A 25,775-nucleotide genomic window follows, 5' to 3' on the forward strand; every position below is an offset into this window, starting at 1 on the left:
AGCTGTTTGGCTTGCGAATGCAATCATATTCAGAGGGTTGGAAGGATTGGATTCGCAAGCATTATCTTTTTATTGAGGTGAAAGTCATGAAGCCATTTCCATTGCTAACCGCACATACAGGGTGTATGGGTACACACGATAACAGTTTACTTTCCATCGAGACAGCGATTCAGCACGGTGCTGATTTTATAGAAGAAGATATTTTAATTACCTCTGACGGGGTACTTGTGCTATCCCACGACGATCTTGTTCATTTGACCGATGGAACCGAAGTTCGGATTTCCGAAACGAGTTATGCAGAGCTATCTACGTTGGATATCCAAGCTCATCATGGGTCACTAGGCGAGACGATTCGTATCATATCCTTGGAATCGGTTCTTCCCATCGTACAGGCGTCGGGGAAAATTATGAATCTAGATATTAAATCAGACGCATGCGTGGAGCCTGTTTCCCAATTAATCGAGCAAAAAGGGTTAATAGCGCAGGTTATTCTTAGTGGATGTCAGACGAAGCGTGCCCATCAAGTGAACAACACGAATCCACAATTACGCAAGCTGCTGAACGTGGATACTTCCTTATTTGAAACGAATACGGAGACGATAGCCGCACAGATCAGCTGTGAGGATGCTAAAAGCGCAAATTGTTTTGGTCTCAACATTAATTATCGCTATGTTAAGCCTGAGCTTCTCCAGCTTGCGGCGCGTTATGAGCTTGCGGTATACATTTGGACGGTAAATGAAGAAGTTGACATGAGACATTTTATGGAGATGGGCGTTCAGTCCATTACTTCTCGCAACATTGCGGCTTTAGTGAAAGTGAAGCAAGAGCGTCTAACAGAAATCTAAACATACATACACACATGGCAAGGAGCAGGATGATGACGACTAAAAGAACAGCACATATCATTTCCCACACACATTGGGATCGGGAATGGTATTTACCTTATGAAAAACATCACGTTCGTCTCGTAAAGCTCGTAGATACGCTGCTGGATAAATTGGACCAAGATCCGAATTATCGCAGCTTCTTTATGGATGGACAGACGATAATTCTAGAGGATTACCTTCAGGTTCGTCCGGAACAAAAGGAGCGATTGACTGCCTATATTCAGGAAGGCCGAATTCTGATTGGTCCTTGGTACATCCTGCAGGATGCGTTTCTTACCAGCGGTGAAGCTAACGTGAGAAATATGCAGATTGGACATCAAGATGCGAAGCGGTTTGGCCCTGTTTCGAAAATCGGGTATTACCCGGATACGTTCGGTCTAGTCGGGCAGACGCCGCAATTGATGCGTCAATTTGGAATTAATAATGCGTTCTTTGGTCGTGGCGTGAAGCCAACGGGCTTTAATAATACGGTATCGGATGGCGGATACGAATCCTCCTTCTCCGAACTGCTCTGGGAAGGGCCTGATGGTTCCCAGGTTCTTGGTATTCTTTTTGCCAATTGGTATAACAATGGTTGGGAAATTCCTGTTGATCGCGAGGAAGCTGTTGCTTATTGGGATAAAAAGCTGGCGGATGCGGAGAAATATGCATCGATGGGCGAGCTGCTCTTTATGAATGGCTGCGATCATCAGCCGATCCAGCCGAATTTGTCAGAAGCGCTGCAAGTTGCGAGTGAGCTATACCCGGATGTCACGTTTATTCATTCCAATTTTGACGATTATTTAGTAGCTGTTGAGCGCTCCTTGAACCATCAGTTATCGGTTGTAAAAGGGGAACTGCGCAGCCAACGTACAGACGGTTGGAATACGCTGGTAAATACCGCTTCAGCGCGCGTGTATTTGAAGCAAATGAATCAGCTCGGGCAAGCCATGCTGGAAAAAGTGGCAGAACCTTTGGCCTCATTGGCTCATATCCTCGGTACCGGGGAGAAATACCCGCATCATCTGTTCACGTATGCGTGGAAAACGCTCATGCAAAATCATCCGCATGACAGCATTTGCGGCTGCTCCGTAGACGAAGTGCACCGTGAAATGGTGACGCGCTTCGAGAAAAGCCGGCATGTGGCAGAAGCCATCGCAGCGGAAAGCAAACGAGCGATCGCCGACATGATCGATACGTCGAGCTTCGCAGGCATGGGCGGAAATGTCTTGCCCCTGGTTGTAATGAATACGACCGGATGGAAACGCAGCGGTGTTGTCAGTATGGAGCTGGACGCCTTGCGTGTGTACTTCCGTGATGGATACACGCCTGAAGAGGCAGGCGAAATGGTGAAGGCTGTGGACCTTTCAGGCAGGGTGTTGGTGAATGAGAACGGCGATGCTATTCCATACACATCTGACGATCTTGGCTTGCAGTTCGGATACGATCTGCCGGAAGACAAATTCCGTCAGCCTTATATGTGCCGCAGAGTGAAGCTTACCTTTGAAGCGGAGAATGTTCCTGCTTTGGGGCTGAAGACGTATGCTTGGGTGAAACGAGAAGCAGAATTGCCTGTTTCTTCATTGCTAGCGGGAGACCGCGTGCTGGAGAATGAGTTTCTGCAGATCGAAGTGGGCGCGAATGGTTCTTTTAGCTTGACGGATAAGAGAAATGGTCGAGTTTATCGCGATTTAGGCATCTATGAGAATACAGGAGATATCGGAAATGAGTATATGTATAAACAGCCTGAAGGTGAGGTACCGCTAACCACCAGTGGTCTGACCGCACAAATTCGCGTGCTGCAGGATACTCCGTTCCAAGCGTCCATCGAAATTGTCCACGAGTGGGAAGTACCTGCTTCTGCGGATGACATGCTGGATGAAGAGCAACGGATGTTGAGCTACTTTGGGACTCGCCAATCCCAGCGTTCAAAGCGTATGGTACCTATGCAGATTCGTACCGTTGTTAGTTTGAGCCGCAAAGGTCAAGGCGTAGAGATTACATCTACGTTCAATAATCAAGCCAAAGACCACAGGTTACGGATGTTGTTCCCTACTGATCTGAACACACCGATTCATCATGTGGACACGATGTTTGAAGTGCCGCAGCGGGACAATGTTCCAGCAGAAGAGTGGATCAATCCAAGCAATACGCAGCATCAGCAAGCGTTTGTGGACGCCAGTGAGACTGCGGCAGGCTTGGTAGTCGCTAATTTAGGACTGAACGAATACGAGGTTTTACGTGACGGTCGCAATACGATTGCGATTACGCTGCTTCGTGCAGTCGGCGAGCTTGGTGACTGGGGCTTGTTCCCTACGCCAGAAGCGCAATGTCTAGGCGTTCAGACTGTCCATATGTCCCTCATTCCACATAACGGTAATGGCATTCAGTCAGGTGCTTATAGCCAAGCCTACCAGTTCCAAACTCCTTGGACATTGTGCCAGACGGAGATTCACCATGGACGGATTGCACCAACGTTTGCGTCATTTCAGTGGAAAGGCAGTGAGCTAGCGTTCTCTTCGATGAAAATAAACGAGGAAACCAATGATTTGTTTCTGCGCTGGTACAACATGAGCTCTGAATCCGCTAGCTTGCAGCTTCGCTCGAATTTGGCATGTAACGATTTTTACAAGAGTAGTATTGCTGAGGACCACGTTGCCCAAATCGCTACAGATACGGAGGGTCAGATGGAGGTGCCTGTGGGCTCCTGCGAGATTATAACAATTGGAATAAAACAATAATGCAATGCTCATCACGGAAGTATCGGAGGAGAGAACAGTGAAACAATTAGAAAAAATTTATGTTGTGTTCAAAACGCACGTAGACTTGGGTTTTACTGACTTGGCGAGCAACGTTGTCACCCAATATAGAGAAAAGATGATGAATGACGTTCTTGCGGTATGTGAAGATACGAAGAAGGATGGACCGGACCATCATTATGTTTGGACGCTCCCTGCATGGATGCTGAAGGAATGTCTGGATACGCCGAATGTAGATAAGAAGGAAAGACTGGAGGCCCTGATTCGCAACGGACAGCTGCGCTGGCATGGGCTTCCGTTTACGACACATACTGAATTTTGCGGTACGGAAGAATACATAAGAGGGCTTTATATTTCTGAGAAGCTTCGTGAGCAATACGAGCACACAGCCATCTCCGCGAAAATGACGGATGTACCCGGTCATACTTGGATGCTGCCAACCTTATTGAAGCAGGCAGGCATTGAGTTTTTGCATTTGGGTGTAAATGCGTGTTCTTCTCCTGTGGATTTACCTCGACTGTTTCACTGGGAAGGCCCCGATGGCAGCAGGGTATTAACGTATTATTCCAAAGGGGCGTACGGGACGGACCTGACGCCTCCTGAGGACTGGCCGTATCCGGTTTGGATCGCGCTGCTGCAAACGCAAGACAACTACGGCCCACAGGATGGCAGTGTGGTGCGCGACTTGTTGGATGAGGTGGCGAGGAAGTTTCCGAATACCGAAGTCAAAATCGGGACGATGGACGATTTTGCGCAAGATTTTATCGCCAGAGACTTTCAGGATATACCTGTCATTCGCAAGGATTTAGCGGACACTTGGATTCACGGGATCGGCACCTATCCGGAAGAAGTATCCCGTGTTCGGAAATTGCGTTCGCAGATTGCTACACAGGAAAGCTTATCAACACTGGAGCAGCTGCAAGGAAATAGTGGTAGTGATTATAGGAACGCCATCGCAGAGGCGTATGAGCACACGCTGCTTTTTGGCGAGCATACGTGGGGAATTGATATTAAATCGAATCTGCTGCCAGGCCGTAATAGCCAGCGTGCGTTCGGGAAAGAAAACATCGCGAAAGACCGCGCGAAGTTCCCAGAATCCTATCTCAAGACAGAAGCCTCTTGGGCTGAGCAAAAGAACTACGTTGATCGAGCAGAGAGAGCGCTGCGGGAGGTTCAACCTTGTACATCCTCAGATTCGAATGTGATTGGTGTCTATAACCCGCTGGGTTGGGAGCGGCAGGATGCGAAGATTACGCTTGATAATCATAAGCGAGGCACACTCACGGATAGAGAAACGAAGGAAGCCTATTCCGTGAATGAATCTGGTGAGGCGTATATTGGACAATTGGGTCCAATGGGGTATCGTACTTTTGAGTATGCGGCGGAAAGTTTGGAAGCTGTGCCTGCGAGCCCCATCGCTGATAAGAGCGCAGAGAACGCCATTTTGGAAAATCAGGCGATACGTATCGTAGTTAACACGTCGACGGGCTGTATAACGAGCTTTTATGACAAGCAGAATGAGAAGGAATGGGCTCAAGATGGCAAGTTTGGCCACTACGAGTACGATGTTTACGGCAAAGAGGAAATTCTGGATTTTGTAAAAGCTTACAGCTATGATCTGACAGATTGGTATATTAACGATTTTGGTAAACCAGGATATCCGAGAATCGGTCATAAGCAGTATGGGTTGCAAGTCCGTGATGTTGCAGTAGCCAACGGTGAAGGATGGGGCAGTGTCGAGATCCGCTTCAAGACACCGAGTGGAAGCTACGAAGAGTTTGGGAATGGCGAGGAGATTCGCATTGCGATTCGCTTGGAAGCGGGTCAACCTTTTGCTGATATCCAAGTTGCCGTTGATCGTAAAGCAGCTTCCGCGTTTGCCGAGAGCGGACATTTCACCTTTGCGCTGAATGCGGAGCAGCCGCAGTATCGTTTTCAAAAATTAGGCAGTGTGGTGAATCCGCTGGAAGATATTGAGGTAGGCGCGAATACACGTCTTCACTGTGCAAGCCAATGGGTGGATGTCCAGGATGGTCGCCTAGGATTGACGATTATTCCATTAGATACACCGTTGTTTTCCATTGGTGAAAAGGGAATTTACCAATATTCGAAAACGTATGTACCGGAACAGCCAATCTTGCATTTTAATTTGTTTAACAATCAGTGGGGAACGAACTTCCCGCAATGGATTGGCGGCAGTTTCCAGTATGCATTCCGGATTGCTCCGCATGCGGGTGACTGGAAGCAAGGGCGTGTGCAACAGCGGGCTGCGGAAGCATTTTTGCCGGCTCAGGTGAATGAAGGTTGGCAATCTGCTGGAGCTGCTAGGTATGGTTTGCTGAAGGAGGGCGTAGAGAACGTCAACATCTTAGCCTTTAAAAAAGCAGAGCATGGCGATGCCTATATCTTGCGATTCCAGAATCTGCTCGATGAGCGTTCCACAGTGAAGCTTTCATTTGCTCCGTCGCTTGAGGATGCTCAGGAATGTGACCTTGTCGAACGAATCAAGGAAACGGAAGTAGACTTCGATCGTGATCAACTCACGGTGACGATGAATCCTTTTGAAATTAAAACGATAAAGCTTCAGTTAGCATAAAATTAAAGCAGGAGCTAGGCGATTTATTTCGCGCTTAGCTCCTTTTTTTGAGGAAAGACCGTTCGGGTCAATTTAGTTCGGCCATCTTTAGTACACTGTTACATTTCCCGAATACATATTACCTGCCGGACTGCGCGTATTATTATGCGCTTTCGCAGTTGCATTACTATCCGTATACACGACGTTCGGAGTAGCATTATCCAGATAAACGGTATTGTCATGGAAGTCCGCGTTTAATCCCCATCCTGCAGAGCGTTGATGAACCTCAAACGCATTCACGATGATACTGTTGTTATTACGATATCCGGTGTTGTAGCGAATAATATCGTTGTTGCCTTTTACATCCATAAAGCTGTCGGCTGAGTTCGCACCACTAATCCCCGTACCGTTGAAGGTATTGTACTCCACAATCGTACCTGTCGAGCCTTCTTTAATATCGATGCTTTCCGCTTTTACATTCGGGCCGATCATATTGTTTTTAATCGTGTTGTAGTTTGTGGCTGCATTATAAGTGCCCCACTTGCCCACATCGGATCCGACATAAACACCTTCGCCATAATCCGGTGTGAGTACGCCGCAATCGTGAATGTTCGAGTTCTGGATCGTGTTATAGGAGCTGCCATCGCGATAATGGACGCCTTCCTCGCCGATATTATACACTTCCACATTATCGATTAAGGTGTTGTTTGCATTGTCTAGCATGATGCCCTTTTTGCCGTTCGTTACTTTCACATCTTTGACAACCCAATAGTCCCCTGTCATGGTCAAGCCATAACCGGTAGAGGTGGAACCCGCATTAACAATGGCCTGGTTGGTGGAGCTGGCGCTTTTGAAGGTGATCGGATTCGTTGCCGTTCCGTTCGCCGCCAAAGTAAACTTACCATTAAAGGTTACGCCAGCTGCTAAAATAATGGTATCTCCAGGCGCTGCATTCGCAACCGCCGTTGTGACGCAAGATACGGTACTGCAGGTTGTCGTTGCTGCGTTGGAGCTTGCCGGTGCGATCCCCATGGATACCAGCACTAAAGGCATTGAAACGAACACGGGAAGCCACTTTTTTGCGAATTCACTTGAGATACCACTATTTTGTAACATAATTAAACCTCCTTTAAAATTGTAGTCGCTGTTCGTAGGTAATGACAGCGCTTTCAAAATTGAGTGTAACAAAGTTAATCTTTAACAACTTGTGTTTTTTCTATTTAGGGTGTGCTTTTTATTAGATTGATAGAAAAAGCGCGCCCCGATGTGTTGACCGGGGCGCGCTGGGAACCTCTAATGAAGCACCGCTGTTGCCAAATACGTGCGCAGCGAGAGAAGAATAGCCTGCTCCCGCGTGGTATTACCGTGCGGATCGAGCTTGTTGCCAGCAACGCCATTCATGATGCCGTAATTCACAACAAAGTTCATTGCATCCTGCGCCCAGCTCGAGATGGAGCTGGAGTCAGTGAAGGAGGTTTTCGTAGTTGTATCCAACACTACGCCTTGCTTTGCTAATCTTACCGTCCGCAGCAGCATGACGCTCATCTCTTGGCGGGTAATGGGATTCTTCGGCCCAAATGTATCGTTCGTTAAGCCATTCACAATTCCCAACCGATAGGCTTGGTTCACATGTACATTGTTCGTATCTTTAAATACAGGATTGTAGTCAGGTGCTACCGTTTTCCCCGACAACTTCTCATAGAGCCGAACCGCGAGTCCGGCGAAATCCTCTCTAGTAATCGCTTCCGTATACTTGCTCAATGTTTCACTGGTCGTCAATCCGAGCCCAAACGCTTGCTTCAACTCAGGCAGTGCCCATGAGCTAGCGCCGGCAAAGATATCCGGCACATTCGTAATAACGCCGTCCACTTTCGAAATGAGATCAGATGAAACCTTGATTTGCGCAATATCATCGAGGATGTTTATTTTCGTTTTGCCTGGTTTCAAAATGGTTTGTATACCTGATCCCTTCAAAAGTGGCGCATCAATTTTGACGACGTCATTAATTCCGCTGAGAGGAGCCGAAGATTCTACAATTGTTACAGCTTCAGAGGGAGTTAGATATTCAGGAATAGTATATTGGTCAATGATGGGCTTGATTTGGTACACGTACCAAGTGTCCTGGGTTTTACTGGTTTGCGTATCTATGTAGGAAACCTGGCCGATCGAATCCGTTTTACCTGTAAGTGTGAACGTCTTTTTGCCATCAGGTCCTGTTCGCGTAATGTCGTAGCGAGATTCCATATTCGAATTATCCAGCCAAGTGAGTGTCACGGATCCATTGGAGTTGACTGAGGCTTTCAGATCGGTTGGACCGCCAGGCTGTTTCACGGCGAAAGCTTCCGATACATAATCGTCATCACTGTTGCTGCCTACGAGGGGATCAAACCAAGCATGTATGCGAAAGCGTACAGAGGTGAGGCTGGCATCAATCGGGAGCGTTAGCGCGCCGCCTTCCCCGCGTGTGAGTGAAATCCAGCTTACCCCATTATCACGCGAATAGAACAAGGCATCGGTTATAGTTGTAGACACAACCGTGTTTGCACTGTACATAATAACGAAGGGAACCTCTGCGGTCACATATCGAAGCCTATGTTCATAGTCACCCCCTATTGGTCGCAGGTGCATGCTATAAATGTCTGCCTCTGCGCTAGCCCTAGATTGCCCTACGGTTACACCTGTCACTAGTAGTGCACTGGCAGTCAGGAGCAGTGTAGCTTTTCTCCAAAATGAATACATACCCAGCCTCCTTTATTTACCGTCAATCAATATTTTGCAGCTAGCATAACAGTCAACTTGTTCGCTGTCCATGAGAAGAATGGGCTAATTTTCCATTTCAGCTTAGGCGAATTATCACTAGTTTTAGCGAATGAACGAATGGCAATTTCTTTGATGTCCATTTGGAAAATAAAGTTGAATGGGATGCTGCCGCCATGTAAGATAGAGCACATACTAGCTAGAAGAAAGGTACATCTATGTGGAGTTATATTGTAAACTTATTTCGTGATTTATCGCCTAGCGTGAAGCGATTTATTGCGACGGAAAGCTTGTTTGGCATCGGAGCAGGCGTGTTTAGCCTTATTCTTAACTTGCATTTATTGGATCTAGGATTCTCCAAAGGGGATATCGGCCGAATAACGTCGCTGGGCGCCTTGACCATTGGTTTGGGCAGTCTGCCAGCGGGCTTCATCGTGAAGCGTGTCGGGCGCAAAACAATGCTCGTAACCGGCATGCTGCTGACTTTTTTGGCGCTCTTCCTTTTCGGGATCGGAACTAGCCTTGGCGCGGTTACAGCTGCGCAGATTATTTATTCGCTGGGCGTTACAGCGATTGTGAATTCGGAAATTCAATTGATTTTCCAATATTGCCGTTCGAAAAAAGAAGAAACAAGCGCATATTCGCTGCTGTTCGCCATATTTACGTTGTTTACTGGCCTCGGCACATGGCTTGGTGGTTATTTGCCGGACTGGATGCCTGGGCATACCACGATGTATCAATATGCCTTCTTCATTGCCGGTGGCTGCTTAGGGCTCTCAGGCATATTACGTTGGATACTGCTGCCTGCTTCTCATACAACGGAGCAAGCCAAGGGCGCAGAGAAGGCTAGCGATGCTCAACGAGCGAAGTCTTCGGAGCCGCCGAAGCGAAGACATGCGATCTACTTTCTGCTGCTGCTTTCTCTGCTTATTTTTAACTCCGGTTTCACGTTCGGATTGCTTAGTCCGTTCTTGAACGTCATTCTGAAATTCCGATTTGGGATGGAAGACGGCAGCATCTCAGGTATACTCGCTTTGTCCGGATTCTTCTTCTTTATCGGATCGATCATTATGCCGTATGTCGTTGATAAATGGGGAGGCCGCAGGACCTTCATCTTCCTCTTTCTTTATAACATCGTCATCGTGGGGCTGATGGCCATCGCGATGCCAGCCGCCGTCTTCGGGATGCTGCTGCTCATTCGCGGGACGGGCTTCACGATGCTGAACAACTTGACGGACAGCCAATGCATGTCAGCCGTAGCGGAAGAAGACCGCAATTTGTTCGCTGGTATGCGGACGGTTTCCCGCAGTGTCGGCAATACGATTGCCTCCTACTGGGCGGGTTATATTTTGGCCGGTAATCACTATGCTTGGCCATTCCTAATGACGGCGATTGCGCTGCTGGTCGGATATGTCGTTTATACATGGCTCGTACAAGGTATGCTGGATCGGAGACTGGAAGGGCAGACATGATAGAGCTGTGAAGGTAGACATAAAGAGCTCAACCATTTATGAATGGTGAGCTCTTTTGTATGTCCGCACAGTCTTACTTTTTAGAGAGAAACGAACAGGAAAACCTGCTATTATGAAGGTAATATCGAGCTTAGAATGAGAGAAGCAAGAGGGGAAGTAAAGCCATGCTGGCAAACAAAATGTTTCAAAAACTAGGCTTACAGATGAGCCCGACAACGAAGCATAACTTGTATAGTGATTTTGGTGCAGCCTGTTTATTTAGTCTCTTTAATGTGGTCTTTAATCAGTTTTACATCGCACTTGCGATTAGGCAAGGGGCTACGAATCTGGAAGTCGGGATTTTGGCAGCCGCTCCGGCGATCGGACTGCTGTTCTCGCCGATTTGGGCAGGGAGAATCGAACAATCGAATCCCAAACCATTTGTCATCATCCCGAATGTAATTGGAAGAGCGCTATTGTTGCTGCCGGCATTTTTTGGTGCTCCCAGCGTCTATGTTGTGACGGCAATCGTTTTTTACTTTTTAATGGGAATTCAAGCACCGGCGTATCCTGCGTTAGTTACACGTATGTATCAGCCTGAATTGCGAGGCCGACTAATGGGCTACGTTCGAGTTGCGATGGGGGCTCTTATGATTCCACTCGCTTACTTAGTAGGCTCGTGGACGGATAAGTCAGGCCCGAGTGGACCGCTAATCACTGCGGCCATCACGGGTGTCATATCGATTCTTTTCTTAGCCCGCGTTAAGGAGATAGCCTTACCAAGGGCGGTATCGACACGCAAATCTTCATTTAAGGAACAGCTCAAGCTAGTGAAGGATCACAAGGAGCTGGTCATATTTTTTGCAGCAACAACCTTGACTGGCTTTGGCAACATACTGGCGAGTCCTCTATATCAAATCATCCAGGTCAGAGAGTTGCAGTTGAACAACATTGAGATTGGCGTTGCGCGTATTTCCTATTATGTGTGTTTATTGGTGTCGTATTTCGTTGTTGGTTGGGTGATTGATAGATTTTCTGCGAAGCAAACGCTAGTCTATGGATTGGCGGCGTTCGCGATTGTTCCTTTGCTTTATGGGATTTTCGGGAATTATCCAGCTGTGATTATTGGTAGCGGAATCCAGGGAATAGGCGATGCAATCTGGGATATTGGCATTCTTGCCTATATTTTTCGCGTTGTACCTGGACGAGAGGCAGTTGTGTTCGGACTGCATTTAATGCTGTTTGGTATTCGAGGCTCGATCGCTCCATTAATCAGCACCGGTTTATCCGATTACATTCCGATTTCAGGGTTGTTAATTGCAGCTGCCATTTGCGGGTGCATAGGAACCGTTATTTTTTTGCTGCAAAAAGGGGAGCGGGAAATGACGAAGGTGGAGGGCTGATAGCTCCAGCGGGAGCTAGGGGGAAAACCTCCTGTTAGTTTGACTTGTACCGCGTGCGTGCTGGGTCTAACGGTAAAACTTCCCTTTAATTTAGAGGTTTTGTGTGATTTAGTTCAGAATTGTCGGAATTAACTGGAGGTTTTCCCGTTATAGGGATCGAAAGGCGATCAAACGGAGCAATTAGCAGGAGGTTTTCCTGCTAGTTAAGAAGGGAGTCTAGTGCGAAAGGAGTCAGTTCATACCGGAGCACTCGCTCTCCATTACCGCGAAGGGATGGAAGCAGTAAACCTTTTGCACACAGCTTTTTCAGCATCATAATGGCGGTCTTGGGATCGATCTCAAAATGCTGCTCCACATCCTTTGGCCGAATCGGCTGAGCCAGTTGGAGCGCGAGTCGGATGATTTCTTTCTCAGCCAACCGTGCGCGTGAGATGGGTGCTTGGCTGGGTTGATACCTGCTGAGCACCATGCGCAGTAAGGTGATGCACAGCTCAGGTCTTTGCTCGACATCGTCGTAAGCGAAGGAAATGACATGATAACCCATCGCGTGAAGGAATGTTTCTCGGTTCATCTCGTTGCAGTATTTGTGCCTGTCCATGTCTCGTACGTGCGTGGCGAAGCCTTTGATCTCGAATAAAAGCTTCACATATCCCGGCAGCCAAGCAAAATCAGCAAAGTAAGATCTCCCTCGCCAATCAAGCACTTCGTATTCCGGGTGGAGATCTTCGAAACTTCCTCTGAGCGGCCACCAGATGTTGCTTACAAACAGAGACTCCGCATGCCTGTGCCCTCTCTCCAGTCTATCTCGGCGCTCCCCGGTTCTGCTTTCGAGATGCTGACGGATAATTGTGGCGTGTGCTTCTTCCAAAGTCACTCTCTCACTCCCCTTTTTTAAAAAAAACGTCCCGTTTCCAATCAGTAGATCGGAAAGGGACGTTCTTCGTCGTTTGTCTCTGATTATAAGGCAACCATGGCGAACAGGCAATCAGCTGGGATGTGAGGGAGCTTCACGGAATCAATTGCAGGTGGATCGTTGTTGCTCGCGGCCCATCCGTTCGAATAACGGCTAGTTGGTACTCTCCGTTGCGATTACCGTACAAGTCGGACGCGATGTCCAACTCACCCTGATAGCCAACCAAGTATGTATGTCCTTCCATGGAGACGTGGATGGATCGATCCGTTGTGGAAATCGATGTTTCGTCTTGGCCATTGGTATGTAGGAGAGGCACTCTGAAATACAACTCCTGATAGGTCGGACTGACGAGTTCTACCGTTAAGGTAACGCCATCCGCACTGAGCAGGTAATGTTCTTTCACTGCTTCTACAGCAGGCAAGCTGCCAGTATAGGTGACTGTAAATTGAATGCGTTCTGCAGTTTCCTCCAAGATCGTGAGTTCGCCCTGAACGCTCCCATCGCAGTATTCGGATAAATACTGCAGCTGTCCATCTTCCCGTTTCCATCCCGGCCCTATGGCTGCACAGGTTCGCCCAATTCCGTCCCGTAATTGGAACACATCGCCCGACGATAACGGAACCGACAAGCCCAGTTCTGTTGGCACACCATAGCGATGGATACGGCCTAAGCCTGTAGCGTCATAATGCGAATCGGCAGAGGTGTCTATTTGTATGGAATAACCAGCAGCATTTGCCATGATTTTGTGAAAAGATGGCGAGGTGGCAACGACGTATCCCCCGACCTCTGCCGGACAAGGAGCTTCTGCGATGGTATCGTCTGCGAATAGAAACGCGATGCTTAGGAAGGCTCCCATCGTAATCATGTATTTGTCATAGTATCCGTAGGATTCAATGCCATAGCGGCTGTCGATCGGATACAGGTTTTTAATGTGACGGGCGGGCGATTGGTCAAGCCATCTTTGAATGGCTGCTATAGCTAGCCGAGCACTTCGCTTAAACACTCTAGCCTGCTCGTGATCTCCCAGCGCCGCGTATCGTAATGCTTCGTACTCGGCATTCGCTGCGATCAAGGCTTCATTGAACAGAAATTGGTTACTTCTGCCGCCGTAAGGGTGTTCATAGGCAGCAGACTGCAGCTGAAGTGTCCAAAGCCCGGACTTTCGCAGGTGCTCATCGAGCGACGAAGCAAACTCCCCTTGATAACCAAGACCCAACAGCAGTTGAATCTGCACCCTTGTCGTCAGATCGTACAGGATCGGGTTGCCAGGATCGCGGTACATACCGTTTTCATCAAATCGGGTCAATTGAACGGGCCAATGCTCTTGGAAATAGGCGTCCGTATTCGTCAGTCCTTCTTTTTCCCTCAGGAATTCTCCCGCCATATTGTAAATATTGATGTTGTGCAAATGCTGCTTGCTTTCTTCATCTCGAATGACGAAGCCGTAATGAGTGTAGGGATTGATCTCACTCAAAAGGGAAAGCCAGTGAGCCGTAGCATCCTTGGTACACCGTGGTTCCATAAAATGCAGTGCTAACATGATTTCTTTAATGGAGAAGTCAGCGACAGGGTCGCGCTTCAACTCTGTGATTTCGTGACAGCTCTCCGTCATCATGTGCTCCCATAATGGCTGTAGCTCTTGCCGACGTCCTCCTGCGATCAAGCATCCAAGCACAGTCAAAATGCGAGAGTAGGTTTGCAAATCCATGCGAGTTGTGCCGTCCTGCCACACTCTTTGTTCAATGTTTTGCCGTGTATAGCAATTGAAAGCAATCTCCAATATATCCAAATAGGTTTCTTTTGCCTGTCCCGTTGTAAAGCTACTAGCCATGTTCTCTTCTCCCTCACCTTACTGTTATTCATTAATTGTAGATGACAAAGTCAGGATTAACCATGGATATTAATGAGGAGACATTAACAAAATTACGATTTTTAACTATAATTAATGAATCACAATGATATAGGATCAGGGGATGTAAGGTAGATGAAAATAACACAGTCGATGCACTACGAATCGGGGCCAGAATGGCATCATGATCAATTCGTACAAGATTATGATCTACTTCTGCTCATCACGAACGGCAGGCTCAAATATCTCGTAAACGGCATCTTGTACGTCTTGGAAAAAGGGGATGTTCTATATTTACCGAACGGAACGGTAAGGATCGGGCTGCAGGACAAGGAGTATTCCCATAGCAAATACGGTATCCGGTTCATTCAAGATGCAGGAGATGACGATTTTAGCATCCTGCAGTCAGGCAAACCGATGAAGCTCTTTTCAAAACGGCTGCCTTTCTTGGAAGAGCGGTTTTCCGCATTACTTCAACAATGGAAAATGAAGGACATGTACTATATGCCGATGTGCAGGGGGATCATGCTGGAAATTTTGTCGCAGGTGAGTCTTGAACTTAACAGAGGCTTACAGGGGCGGCACCCCCATTTTGTGTATCAGGTTCGGGACTATATCTATGAGCATTACCGTTCTGCGCTAACGTCGAAGGAGCTAGCAGATCAAGTTGGCAAGACGCCTTCTTATCTCATCACTTGTTTCACACAAGCATTTGGCTGTCCACCGCTGCAATTCATGCATAAGCTAAGGCTGGTTAAAGCCGAAGAACTGCTGCTGACGACGGATCGCAGCATTGAAGAGATTTCATTAGAGCTTGGTTACTGTGACTCTACCTATTTCTATCGCGTATTCCGCAAGCATCATGGTACAGGACCACTGGCATTTCGGCTGCAGGTGTAAATTAATACGACAAAGGAGGACCTCATATCTTGATAGCCTATTTAAAACAAGTATATGAAGCATGGATTGACTATCCGCGAAGACGGGGCGAGGTCATACGGGATCAATATCAGATTGAGCGTTTCTTGGGGATGGGAAGCTATGGTCTAACCTATTTATGTCAGGATAGGAAGACCAACCAGGAGGTCGTTGCGAAGCAGGCGAAACCGAGTAAAGGGCAGCTGGGGCGAGACCTACTGCGCCGGGAGGCAGCGATTATGAGCGAATTGGCACATCCCGCTATTCCAAAGTGCTACACATCCTTTGAAGAATCGAAACGACTATACTTGATATCCGAATATATCCAAGGCCAGACGGTGGAGGATTTAATATTTGAACAGGGAGCTCGATTTGCGGAAAAGGATGCCCTAAGTCTCATACGTCGTTTACTAGACATCGTACACTTCATTCACGAGCATGGCATTGTTCACTTGGATATTCGCATTCCGAATGTCATTCTAGATGGAGAGCGCATGTGTTTGATTGATTTTGGCTTGGCCGCACGGTTAGGAGAACCTGCTCGGTTAACGGAAGATGCCGATGAGGAGCAGATCCTCAGAAGAACTGTAGCGGTTACTTCAGATCTATACGCTATCGGTCATTTTTTACTATATATGCTGTATTCGACCTACGAATCGAGTGGTGATCAGGAGGAAGCTGTACGGGGATGGGAGGAGGAGTTGTCGATTTCCGCGCAGACGAAGCAGATGATTCGGAAATTGTTGCAAATCGATCCACCTTACGCGAGTACACAGGCCTGTATGGAGGAGCTAGATGCAGTACTTGCCGTATAAAAAGAAAAAAGCCACTTTCGCGGCTTTAGGTTAGCTGGAGCTGCCACCTCTATGTTGATAATAACGCTGTCCATGGTGTCTGTGTCCGTATCCTCCACGGTCACTTGAAGAGTAGCGTCGTGTAACGTGTACGACTCTATGATTAGAGCTGCTATGTCGGTAATGTCGGCCTCTTTTAGAGTGGAGAAGAGATCCAAGCAGTTTGCGCAATAAATATTTGATCACCTTGTATTCCTCCTTTTGTTGTTACTTTACATACGAAAAAGGGGGCAGGTGGTTTCAGCTAGCCATCCACTTGGGCGTGCAACCGTTCAAGGATGCGTCGCTTGCGATACAGCATTTTCGCTGCTTCGCCGACATCTTTCAGCGTGCCGCGATTGATCCACGCGCCGAAGAGGATACCCGCGATCGGGATGAGCTGGAACAGCTTCTTCCATCCCCAATTATCGCGGTACGTGGCGAACACCTCCCGCCAGCCCTGAAGCTGTGAGATCATTTGGACCTTCTCTTTATCCGCAGCGGCGTAGTTGGCCAGCTCTTCGAGAATGGCCTTTTTGCCGACGATGTCGGAGGAGGAGAATTGCAGGACTTTGATCGTGAAGATCCGCTCCTGCTTGTCTTTAGGATCATAGCCATAGCAGATGGCGACTTCCTGAATGGTTTTCAAGGACAGGCCAAGGATCGCTGGAATATCGATTGCGAGGGTCAAAATCCCGCCAATCCCCGTCGTTGCGCCTTGCAGGGTAGCGATTTTAGACCGATTCAGGACAATCTCATCGGCGGTTTGATCCAACACTTGCAGCGGCAATGTGCCCACGGATGCAATCGTAAGCCCCTCATCTCGCACACCTCTATTGCGCTCAGACACTTCCTCAAGGCGCCGCAAGGTCCCCTTTTCCGAAATCAAATACCGTCCTCCCGCTTGCAAATAATTCCCGAGCTCGTCCAAGGCTTCACCTATTTTTTTGTTCAAAAACTTCGGCGTTAAGCGATCCAGCACTTGGAAGGGCAGCCGTCCAAGCTTCTCCCAAAACCACAGGTCTTTCTGTTCAGCTTCCCAGGCTTCTATCTCATGAAGTGCTTTCTGCAGCTCATTTCTTGTTTCCGGATGGTGATTGCGTTCAAGATCATTCATGCTGTGCAACTCCTTTCCATATCGTATACGTATGTATTTGGTTTTGGATGCAAGGGATAGAAGGGGACTCGTAAGAATAGCGCTCCGCAGGTCACGTAACTCGAAAAAATCGAGTTACACGAGAGAGAAGGCACTCCGCGGGTCGCGTAACTCGAAAAAATCGAGTTACGCAAGAGAAAAGGCGCTCCGCAGGTCACGTAACTCGAAAAAATCGAGTTACACGAGAGAGAAGGCACTCCGCGGGTCGCGTAACTCGAAAAAATCGAGTTACGCAAGAGATAAGACACTCCGCGGTCGCGCAACTCGAAAAAATCGAGTTACGCAAGAGAAAAGGAGCTCTGCGGGCCGAGAATAGACCAGCTAAATCCTTACTCTAAGGGTGGCTCCTTCCTTCTTTTTGCATAACCATAACAACATTAACAAATAATACCTATGTTTATCTATTGAGGAGGGTATGGAAGCAATGAATGTACGAGCTAAAAGCAAACGAGGCATCGTCCTGTTCATCACCCTGTCGGCAGCTCTGATTGTGTCAGGATGCTCGCAGAATAAAACGGTTAAAGTCGGCATGGATCCCAGTGATCGTCCTTTTACATATGTGGATGGGGGAGAGAAGAAGGGCTTTGAGGTCGATTTATGGCAAGCGCTTGCCAAAAAATCAAAGCTTACGTATGAGTTGGTCCCAATGGAAATGGGCGAAATGACGAAAGCGCTAAAGGACGGCAAAATCGACGTGGCCATTGCGGGGAAGACCGTTATAAATGCGAAGAGCAACGATCTGGAGTACTCAGATCCTTACTTAAAAACTAATCTAGTCATGGTGACGGCTGCCGAGAACGGGACAATGAAGGGGAAGGATGACTTAGCGCAAAAGGTAGTGGCTACTGAAAACGGATCTATGGGTTTTTACTATGCGAGTGCAATTCCAGGCGTGAAAATCCATAGCTTCTCCAACATTGCCGATGCTTACGCTGAATTAACGAATCATACCGCAGACGCAGTTGTTGTAGATGAACACAGTGCGCAGGATTACATCAAGAACGCCGGTCAAGGCAAGGTGAAAGTTGTAGGAGATCCGTTCAACAAAGATAATCTTGCGATCGTTGCCAAAAAGAAAAACAAGCACCTCGGGAAGCTCAGCGAAGCGCTCCAATCCGTATCCAAGGACGGCACTTATGAACAATTGTATACGAAGTGGTTCGGGGGCAAACCTACCATGATGCCGAACAAAATAAAAAAAGAAATGGAATATGACCAACAGCACGAAGCGTAAGTAAGATATAAAAGGATGACTTCTCCTAAAGGGAGGGGGCATCCTTTTGTTTTTAAGAATTTGTACAATTTATCTATGAATTTTACCATATAAGTAAGCGTATCCATGAAATAATACGAAGTGTACATACTTCGCTTTTCACAAGGAGGATACGGTCAATGAAACGGGATATTCAAGTACTCATAGCTCAAATGACATTAGAGGAAAAAGCCGGGATGTGCTCGGGGTTGGATTTTTGGCGGTTAAAAGGTGTGGAGCGACTCGGCATTCCAAGTATTATGGTTACGGATGGCCCACACGGGCTGCGCAAGCAACAAGGCAGCACTGATCATCTGGGCATCTTCGATAGCGTACCCGCGACATGTTATCCTTCGGCGGCAGGTATGGCTAGCTCGTGGGATCGAGCGTTGATAGGCAAGGTAGGCGTGGCACTTGGCGAAGAGTGTCAGGCCGAAGACGTTGCTGTTCTTCTGGGACCTGGGGCTAACATAAAACGCTCGCCGTTGTGCGGACGCAACTTCGAGTATTTCTCGGAGGATCCCTACCTCTCCTCTGAAATGGCAACTAGCCATATTCAAGGTGTGCAAAGCCAAGGCGTCGGAACGTCGCTGAAGCATTTTGCGGTGAACAACCAGGAGCACCGACGCATGGGTGTGGATGCCATTGTGGATGAACGCACGCTGCGAGAAATTTATTTGGCAAGCTTCGAGGGTCCTGTGCGTAATGGCCAACCATGGACGGTCATGAGCGCGTATAACAAAGTCAACGGAACGTTTGCTTCCGAGAACACATATTTGCTCAGTGATATTTTAAAAGAAGAATGGGGCCACGAAGGCTTTGTCGTAACGGATTGGGGCGCTACCAACAATCGGGTAGACGGTCTGGCGGCTGGACAAGAGCTGGAAATGCCTTCAAGCGGCGGGCTTGGCGACCGTAAAATCGTGGCAGCCGTTCAAAATGGCGACTTATCCGTGGAGGCGCTGGATCGCGCGGTTGAACGGATTTTGCGCATTATTTTTATGAGTGTAGACAATAAAAAACCAAATGCCACGTATGACCGTGACGAGCATCACCAATTGGCCCGTTCGACGGCAAGTGAAACGATGGTGCTGTTAAAAAACGAAGACGGCTTACTCCCTTTGTCTAAAGGGATGAAGTTGGCTGTTATTGGTGAGTTCGCGCAAAAACCGCGCTACCAAGGCGGTGGCAGCTCCCATATTAAACCGACGCAAATGGATGTACCGTTTGATGAAATAAGGAAGCTGGCGGGAGACTCCGCATCGGTGGTGTATGCGCAAGGCTATCATGCGAATAAAGATGACCTCGATGAGGAACTGATCGAAGAAGCGAAGAGGACGGCTCGTGAGGCGGATGTCGTCATCGTGATCGTAGGTCTGCCCGACCGTTACGAGTCCGAGGGGTACGATCGCAAGCATTTGCAAATGCCGGCCAATCAAACTCAGCTCATTGAAGCGGTGGCATGCGTGCAAAGCAATGTGGCTGTCGTTTTGATGAACGGTTCACCGATCGAGATGCCTTGGGTGGGCAAGGTGAGCGCGATTCTCGAAGCGTATTTAGGCGGTCAAGCGGTAGGCGGGGCCATTGCCGATATCCTGTTCGGCGAAGTGAATCCAAGCGGCAAGCTGGCGGAGACATTCCCGATGAAACTGAGCGACAATCCATCGTTCCTCTTTTTCCCAGGAGAAGGCAATCGGGTTGAGTACCGAGAGGGAATTTTTGTCGGATACCGTTATTATGATACGAAACAAGTGAAGCCGCTGTTCCCTTTCGGTTACGGACTTAGCTATACGACGTTTACCTATGAGAATCTTGTCATCGAGCGCAATGAAATCAAGGATATAGATACAGTTAACATTCATGTTACGGTGCAAAATGCAGGAGCTCGCACTGGAAAAGAAATTGTCCAGCTGTACGTCCGCGACGTGGAAAGCACGGTCATTCGTCCACACAAAGAGCTGAAAGGCTTTGCCAAAGTGGAGCTTCAGCCAGGAGAGAAGAAGACGGTAACGTTTACGCTGGATAAACGCTCCTTCGCCTATTACAATGCCGAGCTTAAAGATTGGCACGTGGAAACGGGTGATTTTGACATTATGATCGGGCGCTCTTCGGAGGACATTGCTTTGAGCGCTAAGATTCACGTGGAGTCGACCGTTAGGCTGAAAATCCAATGCGACAGAAACACAATGCTCTTCGATCTATTGAGTGACCCGCAGCGAGCTCCGATCGTGCATGCTTTGATTCGGAATTTTCAGGAGGGTATGGGCGCTTCGATGGCTTCGCTTGAATCTGCGGAGGGTATGGGTGAAATGTTCGCTGAAATGATGAAGTATATGCCGCTGCGCAATTTTGTTGCATTCAGCCAAGGTGCATTTACAGATGAAATGCTCGATGGGCTCGTGTATCAATTAAATCAAGTTTAACTTGCGAGGACACTCTTATAGTTCGCTATAGGGTGTCTTTTTTGTTGGATCAGGGAGCACGGGAGCGGGGCAGATTTAGCCTTTCGTTGGCTGGTTATGGTAAAATTCGATAGTAGACTAGATGCGATGGGAGTGTTATCGGTGAAGAATAATCGAAATTGGGCAGGCAACTATACGTACAGCGCGTCGGAATTTCATGTTCCTGAGAGCGTGGAAGAGATACAAGCTTTGGTCGCTCGCAGCAGCCAGATCAAGGTGCTTGGTACGCGCCATTCCTTTAATGGCATCGCCGATTGTACGGAAAGCTTGATCTCGCTTCAGAAGCTGAATGGCGTAATCGCATTGGATCGTACGAATCATAGAGTCACAGTTGAAGCAGGCATTACCTATGGCGAGCTAGGCCAATATCTTCACGAGAATGGCTATGCGCTGCATAACTTGGCATCGTTACCTCATATTACAGTTGCAGGCGCTTGCGCAACCGCTACACACGGATCCGGTGATCGCAACGGCAATCTGGCGACAGCGATTTATGCGATGGAAATCGTCCAGGCAGATGGACAGATCGTCTCATTCTCCCGCGAGCTTGGAGACGGGGCTATTGCCGGAGCAGCTGTTGCTTTAGGCGGACTAGGCGTAGTCACGAAAATCACCTTGGATGTCGTTCCGACGTTTCAGATGAAACAATACGTTTACGATAACCTGCCTTTGGCCCAGCTGGAGGCGCATTTCGATGATATATATTCAAGCGGCTATAGTGTGAGCTTGTTCACGGACTGGAAGGAATCGACGTTTAACCAACTATGGGTAAAACGAAAAGATGAGGGTGCTGGTTCCGTCACCGAGCAAATGGCTCCAGCGTTCTTTGGAGCAAATCTTGCCGATGTGCATCGTCATCCTGTGCCAGGTCACACATCCGAAAATTGCAGCGAACAGCTAGGGATTCCAGGGCCTTGGCATGAGCGGATGCCGCACTTCCGGATGGATTTTACCCCGAGTGCCGGGGAGGAATTGCAGAGTGAATATTACGTTCCCCGTCAACATGCTTACGAGGCATTATGTGCGCTCGACAGCATCAAGGAGCAGATATCTCCGCTGCTGTATGTTTCTGAGGTACGTACAATCGATGCAGACGATTTGTGGATGAGCCCTTGCTACAAACAGCCGTCTGTTGCGTTCCATTTTACGTGGAAGCCGAATTGGGAGGCTGTTCGGGAGCTGCTGCACGTCATCGAGGAGAAGTTGCAGCCATTTCAAGCCCGCCCGCACTGGGGCAAGCTGTTCACGACGCCGCCGGAACGCGTACAGTCGCTCTACGAGAGGCTGCCAGATTTTCAGCAGCTGCTCCGTCAATGTGACCCCCAAGGAAAGTTCCGCAATGCATTCTTAAAAACATACATTTTAGAGGAATAACGATGAAAAAAATTGGATGCTTCCACGCCCATCACTCGAATATTGAACATATTGAACAAGCGTTAAGCGGCTTGGAAGTGGAATTGATTCACTTTGTCGATCCAGGTCTGGATCGGATCAAGAAGGATGCGGATTTCACGGATGAAACCGCGTCTAAGAAAGTGCTGGAAACCCTCAATTGGATAGCCAATTGTCATGTGGATGCGATCTTGATTACGTGTACGTTTTTTACAGCTATCTACGATGAAGAAGTTCATCGCTTTCCGATCCCGATCATCAAAATCGATGATCCGCTGTTCGAAGACATTTGTCAGCTGAATCAGCCTGCACTTGTGGCTTTTACGAATCCGAGCACCGTTCAAGGCACGATGAATCAATTAGCAGCCTACGCGAAAAAGAAGGGTATTACGCTGGATGTTGAGCCATTCCTTGTGGAGAATACGTTTGACCTTATTATGCAAGGTAAAAAAAGTGCGTACATCCAAGCTGTCTCTCAAGGTTTGATCCATATGCTGGAGCAAAACTCAACGAAGCGCGTGATGGCCGCCCAGCTTTCGATGGTGCCAGCTGCGCAGGCTGCTGGAAAGCAAGCTAATCGTTCCGTTGGGAACCAGCTTGATTCGCTGGCTGTTTATTTGAGGAGCGTATTAGCTATATAAAGGGTATGTGAAAAAGCCTCGATCCATAATGGAATCGAGGCTTTTTGGCGTTTACGCTCCTACGGCATAACCACCGCATTTTTCTCCTGCAGCGTGCTCAAGTCGTTCGCTTTGATCAAACCGTTCGAGACGGTGTACAGCGTATCGCCGATATAGAGAACGCGCTGCACCTGTTTGTCACCGGCGTAGAAATGCTGGCCCGCTTTCTTCAGCTCATCCGAAGTGAGATGTGTGATGCCGCCGCGGAACTGGAAACCTTTTTCTAAGTCGAGGTTGTAGACGTACGCCCCTTGGAAAGCAAAACTTCCGTATGCGGCTGCCGAATTTTTCGGATTGCTCGCTGCCTGATTCGGATCGAGCTTCATGACGTTGACTGGGAAGGAGAGCAGATTTTTCTCCTTGGAAAAGAGCAGCGCACGGTGATTGTGGAGCAGCTCCGAGTCGGTTCCCCGATCACCGATCAACTCTTTGAATTTTTCCTTCGGATTATTCACATCGGAAACATCGAACAGCGCCACCTTCATGCCTTGATAATAGGCGATGGATTGCGAGCCTTTCGTGTCAACCTCGACGGTATCTTTTCCGAAGCCAATGATATGATTCTCATCATACGGATGCAGATAGTTGCTGTAGCCAGGAATTTTTAAGGCTCCTAGTAATTTAGGCGCAGCAGGGTCCTTCAAATCCATAACAAAGAGTGGATCGGTGTTTTTAAAAGTAACCATATAAGCCCGGTCACCCATGAAACGGGTGGAGTAGATGCGCTCACCTGGTGCAATGTCTTCGATTTTGCCTACTTCCTTAAGGTTCCCATCCAGAATATACACGTGGTTCTTCCACAATCCCAGATCGGTTGTCGTAGCAAGACGCAGGTGGCCATTATGCTCATCCATGGAAAATTGATTGAGTAGATGTCCAGGCACTTTTCCTGTATTTTTGTACACGGCTTTTCCTGTGTTCAGTCCGAATTGATAGACGATGGTCTCCTGCTTTGGCGCTTCATAAGGTGGACTAGCCACGGTTGAATCGCCTGCGCGGACAGCTGGTGCAGAGGCATCTATCGGCATAATCATCGGTTGGATACGCATTTGTTCATAGCTTCTAGCTGCCACATATAGGTTCTCTTCAGAAGCATATACATTCTGCCCGGATCCGAGGTACGACGTAACGTCCATCGTCTGTGTCAAATCATCCAGATTAATGCCGCCGATAAGCACATAGTTAGGCTCTAGGGCTTTGGGCAAATAATAGATCCGATCCAACGGAATCGAAGTGAAGGCATCACCAGCTGAGGAATCCCGATAAGATGGGGCTAGTTCTTTTTGAGCTGCAGCCTTATCAGGCATTTCCCTGTATTGATAGTAATTAACATATTTATTGGCGATAAAATAGAGTGATGATCCGATTTTCCGAGAAGACATGTAACTTCCTTCAAGTTCAGCTTCTTTCACAAGCTTTAAGTTGCTCCGATCTGTGAGATCGTAAATCATCACCTTCGTAGTAGCTTGCGAGCGGAAGGGGGCAATCATTTTCTTTTCCGCGATACCGACGCTGCTGCTTGCCTCATTATAAGGGATCGGCTTCAGGTTCTGATAAGAATGGCCCAGCACAATTAGGTGCTTGTCGTCCACGTAGATTTCGCTAGGTTGGAATTGTGTGTCTTGTGTCTTAGGGAAATTGAGGACACTCAGCACTTTCATCTGCTCTGCTGGATAAGCCTCTGTGACGACAATTCGCTGCTTGTTCACGGTGTAGATGTATTTTCCATCTGACTTGACGACATCGGATTCATCCACGCCTTGAACTTGCACGTTCGTGCCAGAGTATTCCGGTGATACGGACTTGGCCGAATCTTGGACTGCGATAGTAGCATTTCCAGCTACAGCAGAATCGGAAGTGACGCTTAGCGATTGTTTGAATTCGTTGCCCATGAAGCCACCGACACGGAATCCGTTGCTTTCATTCTGCGTCAACAAAGTAACCAAGTGGTCATAGGTGCCCACAACCGGCAAGCTGTCTGCTTGCTTCGTAATGTTCACCGAGCTAGTTGCTGAATCCCAGCGTACAACATGATTGACGCTTTCCATGAAGAAACGCAGCGGTACGTAAAGAGAGCCATCCACGATTTGAGTGATGCCGTGCATAGTGGTTACTTTTCCGTTTACATACGCATAGTCTGATTTTACTGGCATTTTCAGCTCGTAGCCGTTGCCAGTGATTAGGGCTGCTCGTTCAGCTTCTTGCCAGGTCACATCCATTTCTAAAGCGTTTGCAAGTTCCCGCACAGATGCCATGAGAGTCCCGTCTATCATGCGAGGCTGCATGGAGAACGAGATCGGTTGGCCTTCAAGCTTGACGACAGTTCCCTGACCAGCATTCGTAGTCACAGGAGTAAAAGCGGATGTTAAGATTATCGCGGTAAGCAGGAGGCCAGCGGCCCAAACCTTTTTCTTCATCGATCTCATCCTTTGTTTAGTTAGTGTTCGTTTCCAATATTTTAATCTGTATCCACTTAACGGATCGCATGGCAAATTTGTTTCACCCATTT

At 48.1% G+C, this 25,775-nt stretch carries 17 protein-coding genes; 11 read left to right on the forward strand and 6 right to left on the reverse strand.

Translation table 11 applies throughout. The annotated features are described in order from the left end of the window. Nucleotides 1–17: 17 nt before the first annotated feature. Genes AC58UX_RS27040 through AC58UX_RS27050 form a run of 3 tightly spaced genes read left to right on the forward strand, consistent with a single transcriptional unit; the run spans nt 18 to nt 6,221 of the window. A complete protein-coding gene (locus tag AC58UX_RS27040; RefSeq protein ID WP_497258522.1) occupies nt 18–845 on the forward strand; it encodes a glycerophosphodiester phosphodiesterase in 828 nt (275 codons plus the stop codon). Nucleotides 846–877: 32 nt separating this feature from the next. After that, nucleotides 878–3,607 (forward strand): alpha-mannosidase, encoded by a 2,730-nt coding sequence (locus AC58UX_RS27045; protein ID WP_497258524.1) that lies wholly within the window; start codon nt 878–880, stop codon nt 3,605–3,607. Between the two features lie 37 nt (nt 3,608–3,644). Then, nucleotides 3,645–6,221 carry a DUF5054 domain-containing protein gene (locus tag AC58UX_RS27050; protein WP_497258526.1) on the forward strand — a complete coding sequence of 859 codons (2,577 nt, stop codon included), beginning with the start codon at nt 3,645–3,647 and terminating at the stop codon, nt 6,219–6,221. A gap of 87 nt (nt 6,222–6,308) precedes the next feature. On the opposite strand, the gene AC58UX_RS27055 is transcribed toward AC58UX_RS27050, so the two are convergent. Both AC58UX_RS27055 and AC58UX_RS27060 read right to left on the reverse strand, forming a co-directional pair. Then, nucleotides 6,309–7,316: a right-handed parallel beta-helix repeat-containing protein gene (locus AC58UX_RS27055; RefSeq protein WP_497258528.1), complete on the reverse strand. Its 1,008-nt coding sequence runs from the start codon at nt 7,314–7,316 to the stop codon at nt 6,309–6,311. Between the two features lie 177 nt (nt 7,317–7,493). After that, nucleotides 7,494–8,939 (reverse strand): S-layer homology domain-containing protein, encoded by a 1,446-nt coding sequence (locus tag AC58UX_RS27060; protein WP_497258530.1) that lies wholly within the window; start codon nt 8,937–8,939, stop codon nt 7,494–7,496. A gap of 281 nt (nt 8,940–9,220) precedes the next feature. Between AC58UX_RS27060 and AC58UX_RS27065 the strand changes: the two genes are divergently transcribed. Next, nucleotides 9,221–10,429, forward strand: coding sequence for an MFS transporter (locus tag AC58UX_RS27065; RefSeq protein WP_497258532.1), 1,209 nt, complete (start codon nt 9,221–9,223; stop codon nt 10,427–10,429). A gap of 164 nt (nt 10,430–10,593) precedes the next feature. After that, nucleotides 10,594–11,811, forward strand: coding sequence for an MFS transporter (locus AC58UX_RS27070; RefSeq protein ID WP_497258534.1), 1,218 nt, complete (start codon nt 10,594–10,596; stop codon nt 11,809–11,811). 199 nt (nt 11,812–12,010) lie between these two features. Here the strand turns inward: AC58UX_RS27070 and AC58UX_RS27075 are convergent, their stop codons facing one another. After that, the gene (locus AC58UX_RS27075; protein ID WP_497258536.1) at nt 12,011–12,685 is read right to left on the reverse strand and encodes a putative endonuclease domain-containing protein; all 675 of its coding nucleotides are present in this window, start codon (nt 12,683–12,685) and stop codon (nt 12,011–12,013) included. Between the two features lie 133 nt (nt 12,686–12,818). Next, nucleotides 12,819–14,555: a hypothetical protein gene (locus AC58UX_RS27080; RefSeq protein WP_497258538.1), complete on the reverse strand. Its 1,737-nt coding sequence runs from the start codon at nt 14,553–14,555 to the stop codon at nt 12,819–12,821. A gap of 153 nt (nt 14,556–14,708) precedes the next feature. Here AC58UX_RS27080 and AC58UX_RS27085 point away from each other — a divergent pair, with 153 nt between their 5' ends. Both AC58UX_RS27085 and AC58UX_RS27090 read left to right on the forward strand, forming a co-directional pair. After that, on the forward strand, nt 14,709–15,473 hold the full coding sequence (locus AC58UX_RS27085; protein ID WP_497258540.1) for a helix-turn-helix transcriptional regulator: 765 nt from the start codon (nt 14,709–14,711) through the stop codon (nt 15,471–15,473). A 29-nt stretch (nt 15,474–15,502) separates the two neighbouring features. Then, entirely contained in the window at nt 15,503–16,306 is an 804-nt protein-coding gene (locus tag AC58UX_RS27090; protein WP_497258542.1) for a serine/threonine protein kinase, read from the forward strand. A gap of 283 nt (nt 16,307–16,589) precedes the next feature. On the opposite strand, the gene AC58UX_RS27095 is transcribed toward AC58UX_RS27090, so the two are convergent. Beyond that, entirely contained in the window at nt 16,590–17,441 is an 852-nt protein-coding gene (locus tag AC58UX_RS27095) for an EcsC family protein (protein ID WP_497258544.1), read from the reverse strand. 463 nt (nt 17,442–17,904) lie between these two features. Here AC58UX_RS27095 and AC58UX_RS27100 point away from each other — a divergent pair, with 463 nt between their 5' ends. The 4 genes from AC58UX_RS27100 (at nt 17,905) to AC58UX_RS27115 (ending at nt 23,227) form a co-directional block, all read left to right on the forward strand. Next, entirely contained in the window at nt 17,905–18,714 is an 810-nt protein-coding gene (locus tag AC58UX_RS27100) for a transporter substrate-binding domain-containing protein (protein ID WP_497258546.1), read from the forward strand. A gap of 158 nt (nt 18,715–18,872) precedes the next feature. After that, on the forward strand, nt 18,873–21,155 hold the full coding sequence (locus tag AC58UX_RS27105) for a beta-glucosidase (protein WP_497258548.1): 2,283 nt from the start codon (nt 18,873–18,875) through the stop codon (nt 21,153–21,155). A 141-nt stretch (nt 21,156–21,296) separates the two neighbouring features. Next, nucleotides 21,297–22,568, forward strand: a complete 1,272-nt coding sequence (locus AC58UX_RS27110) for an FAD-binding protein (protein WP_497258550.1) — start codon at nt 21,297–21,299, stop codon at nt 22,566–22,568. 2 nt (nt 22,569–22,570) lie between these two features. After that, nucleotides 22,571–23,227, forward strand: coding sequence for a hypothetical protein (locus AC58UX_RS27115; protein ID WP_497258552.1), 657 nt, complete (start codon nt 22,571–22,573; stop codon nt 23,225–23,227). Between the two features lie 59 nt (nt 23,228–23,286). Here the strand turns inward: AC58UX_RS27115 and AC58UX_RS27120 are convergent, their stop codons facing one another. Further along, nucleotides 23,287–25,683: a beta-propeller domain-containing protein gene (locus tag AC58UX_RS27120; RefSeq protein WP_497258554.1), complete on the reverse strand. Its 2,397-nt coding sequence runs from the start codon at nt 25,681–25,683 to the stop codon at nt 23,287–23,289. Nucleotides 25,684–25,775: the final 92 nt, after the last annotated feature.

The sequence above is a fragment of the Paenibacillus sp. J22P90 genome, from assembly GCF_059692195.1.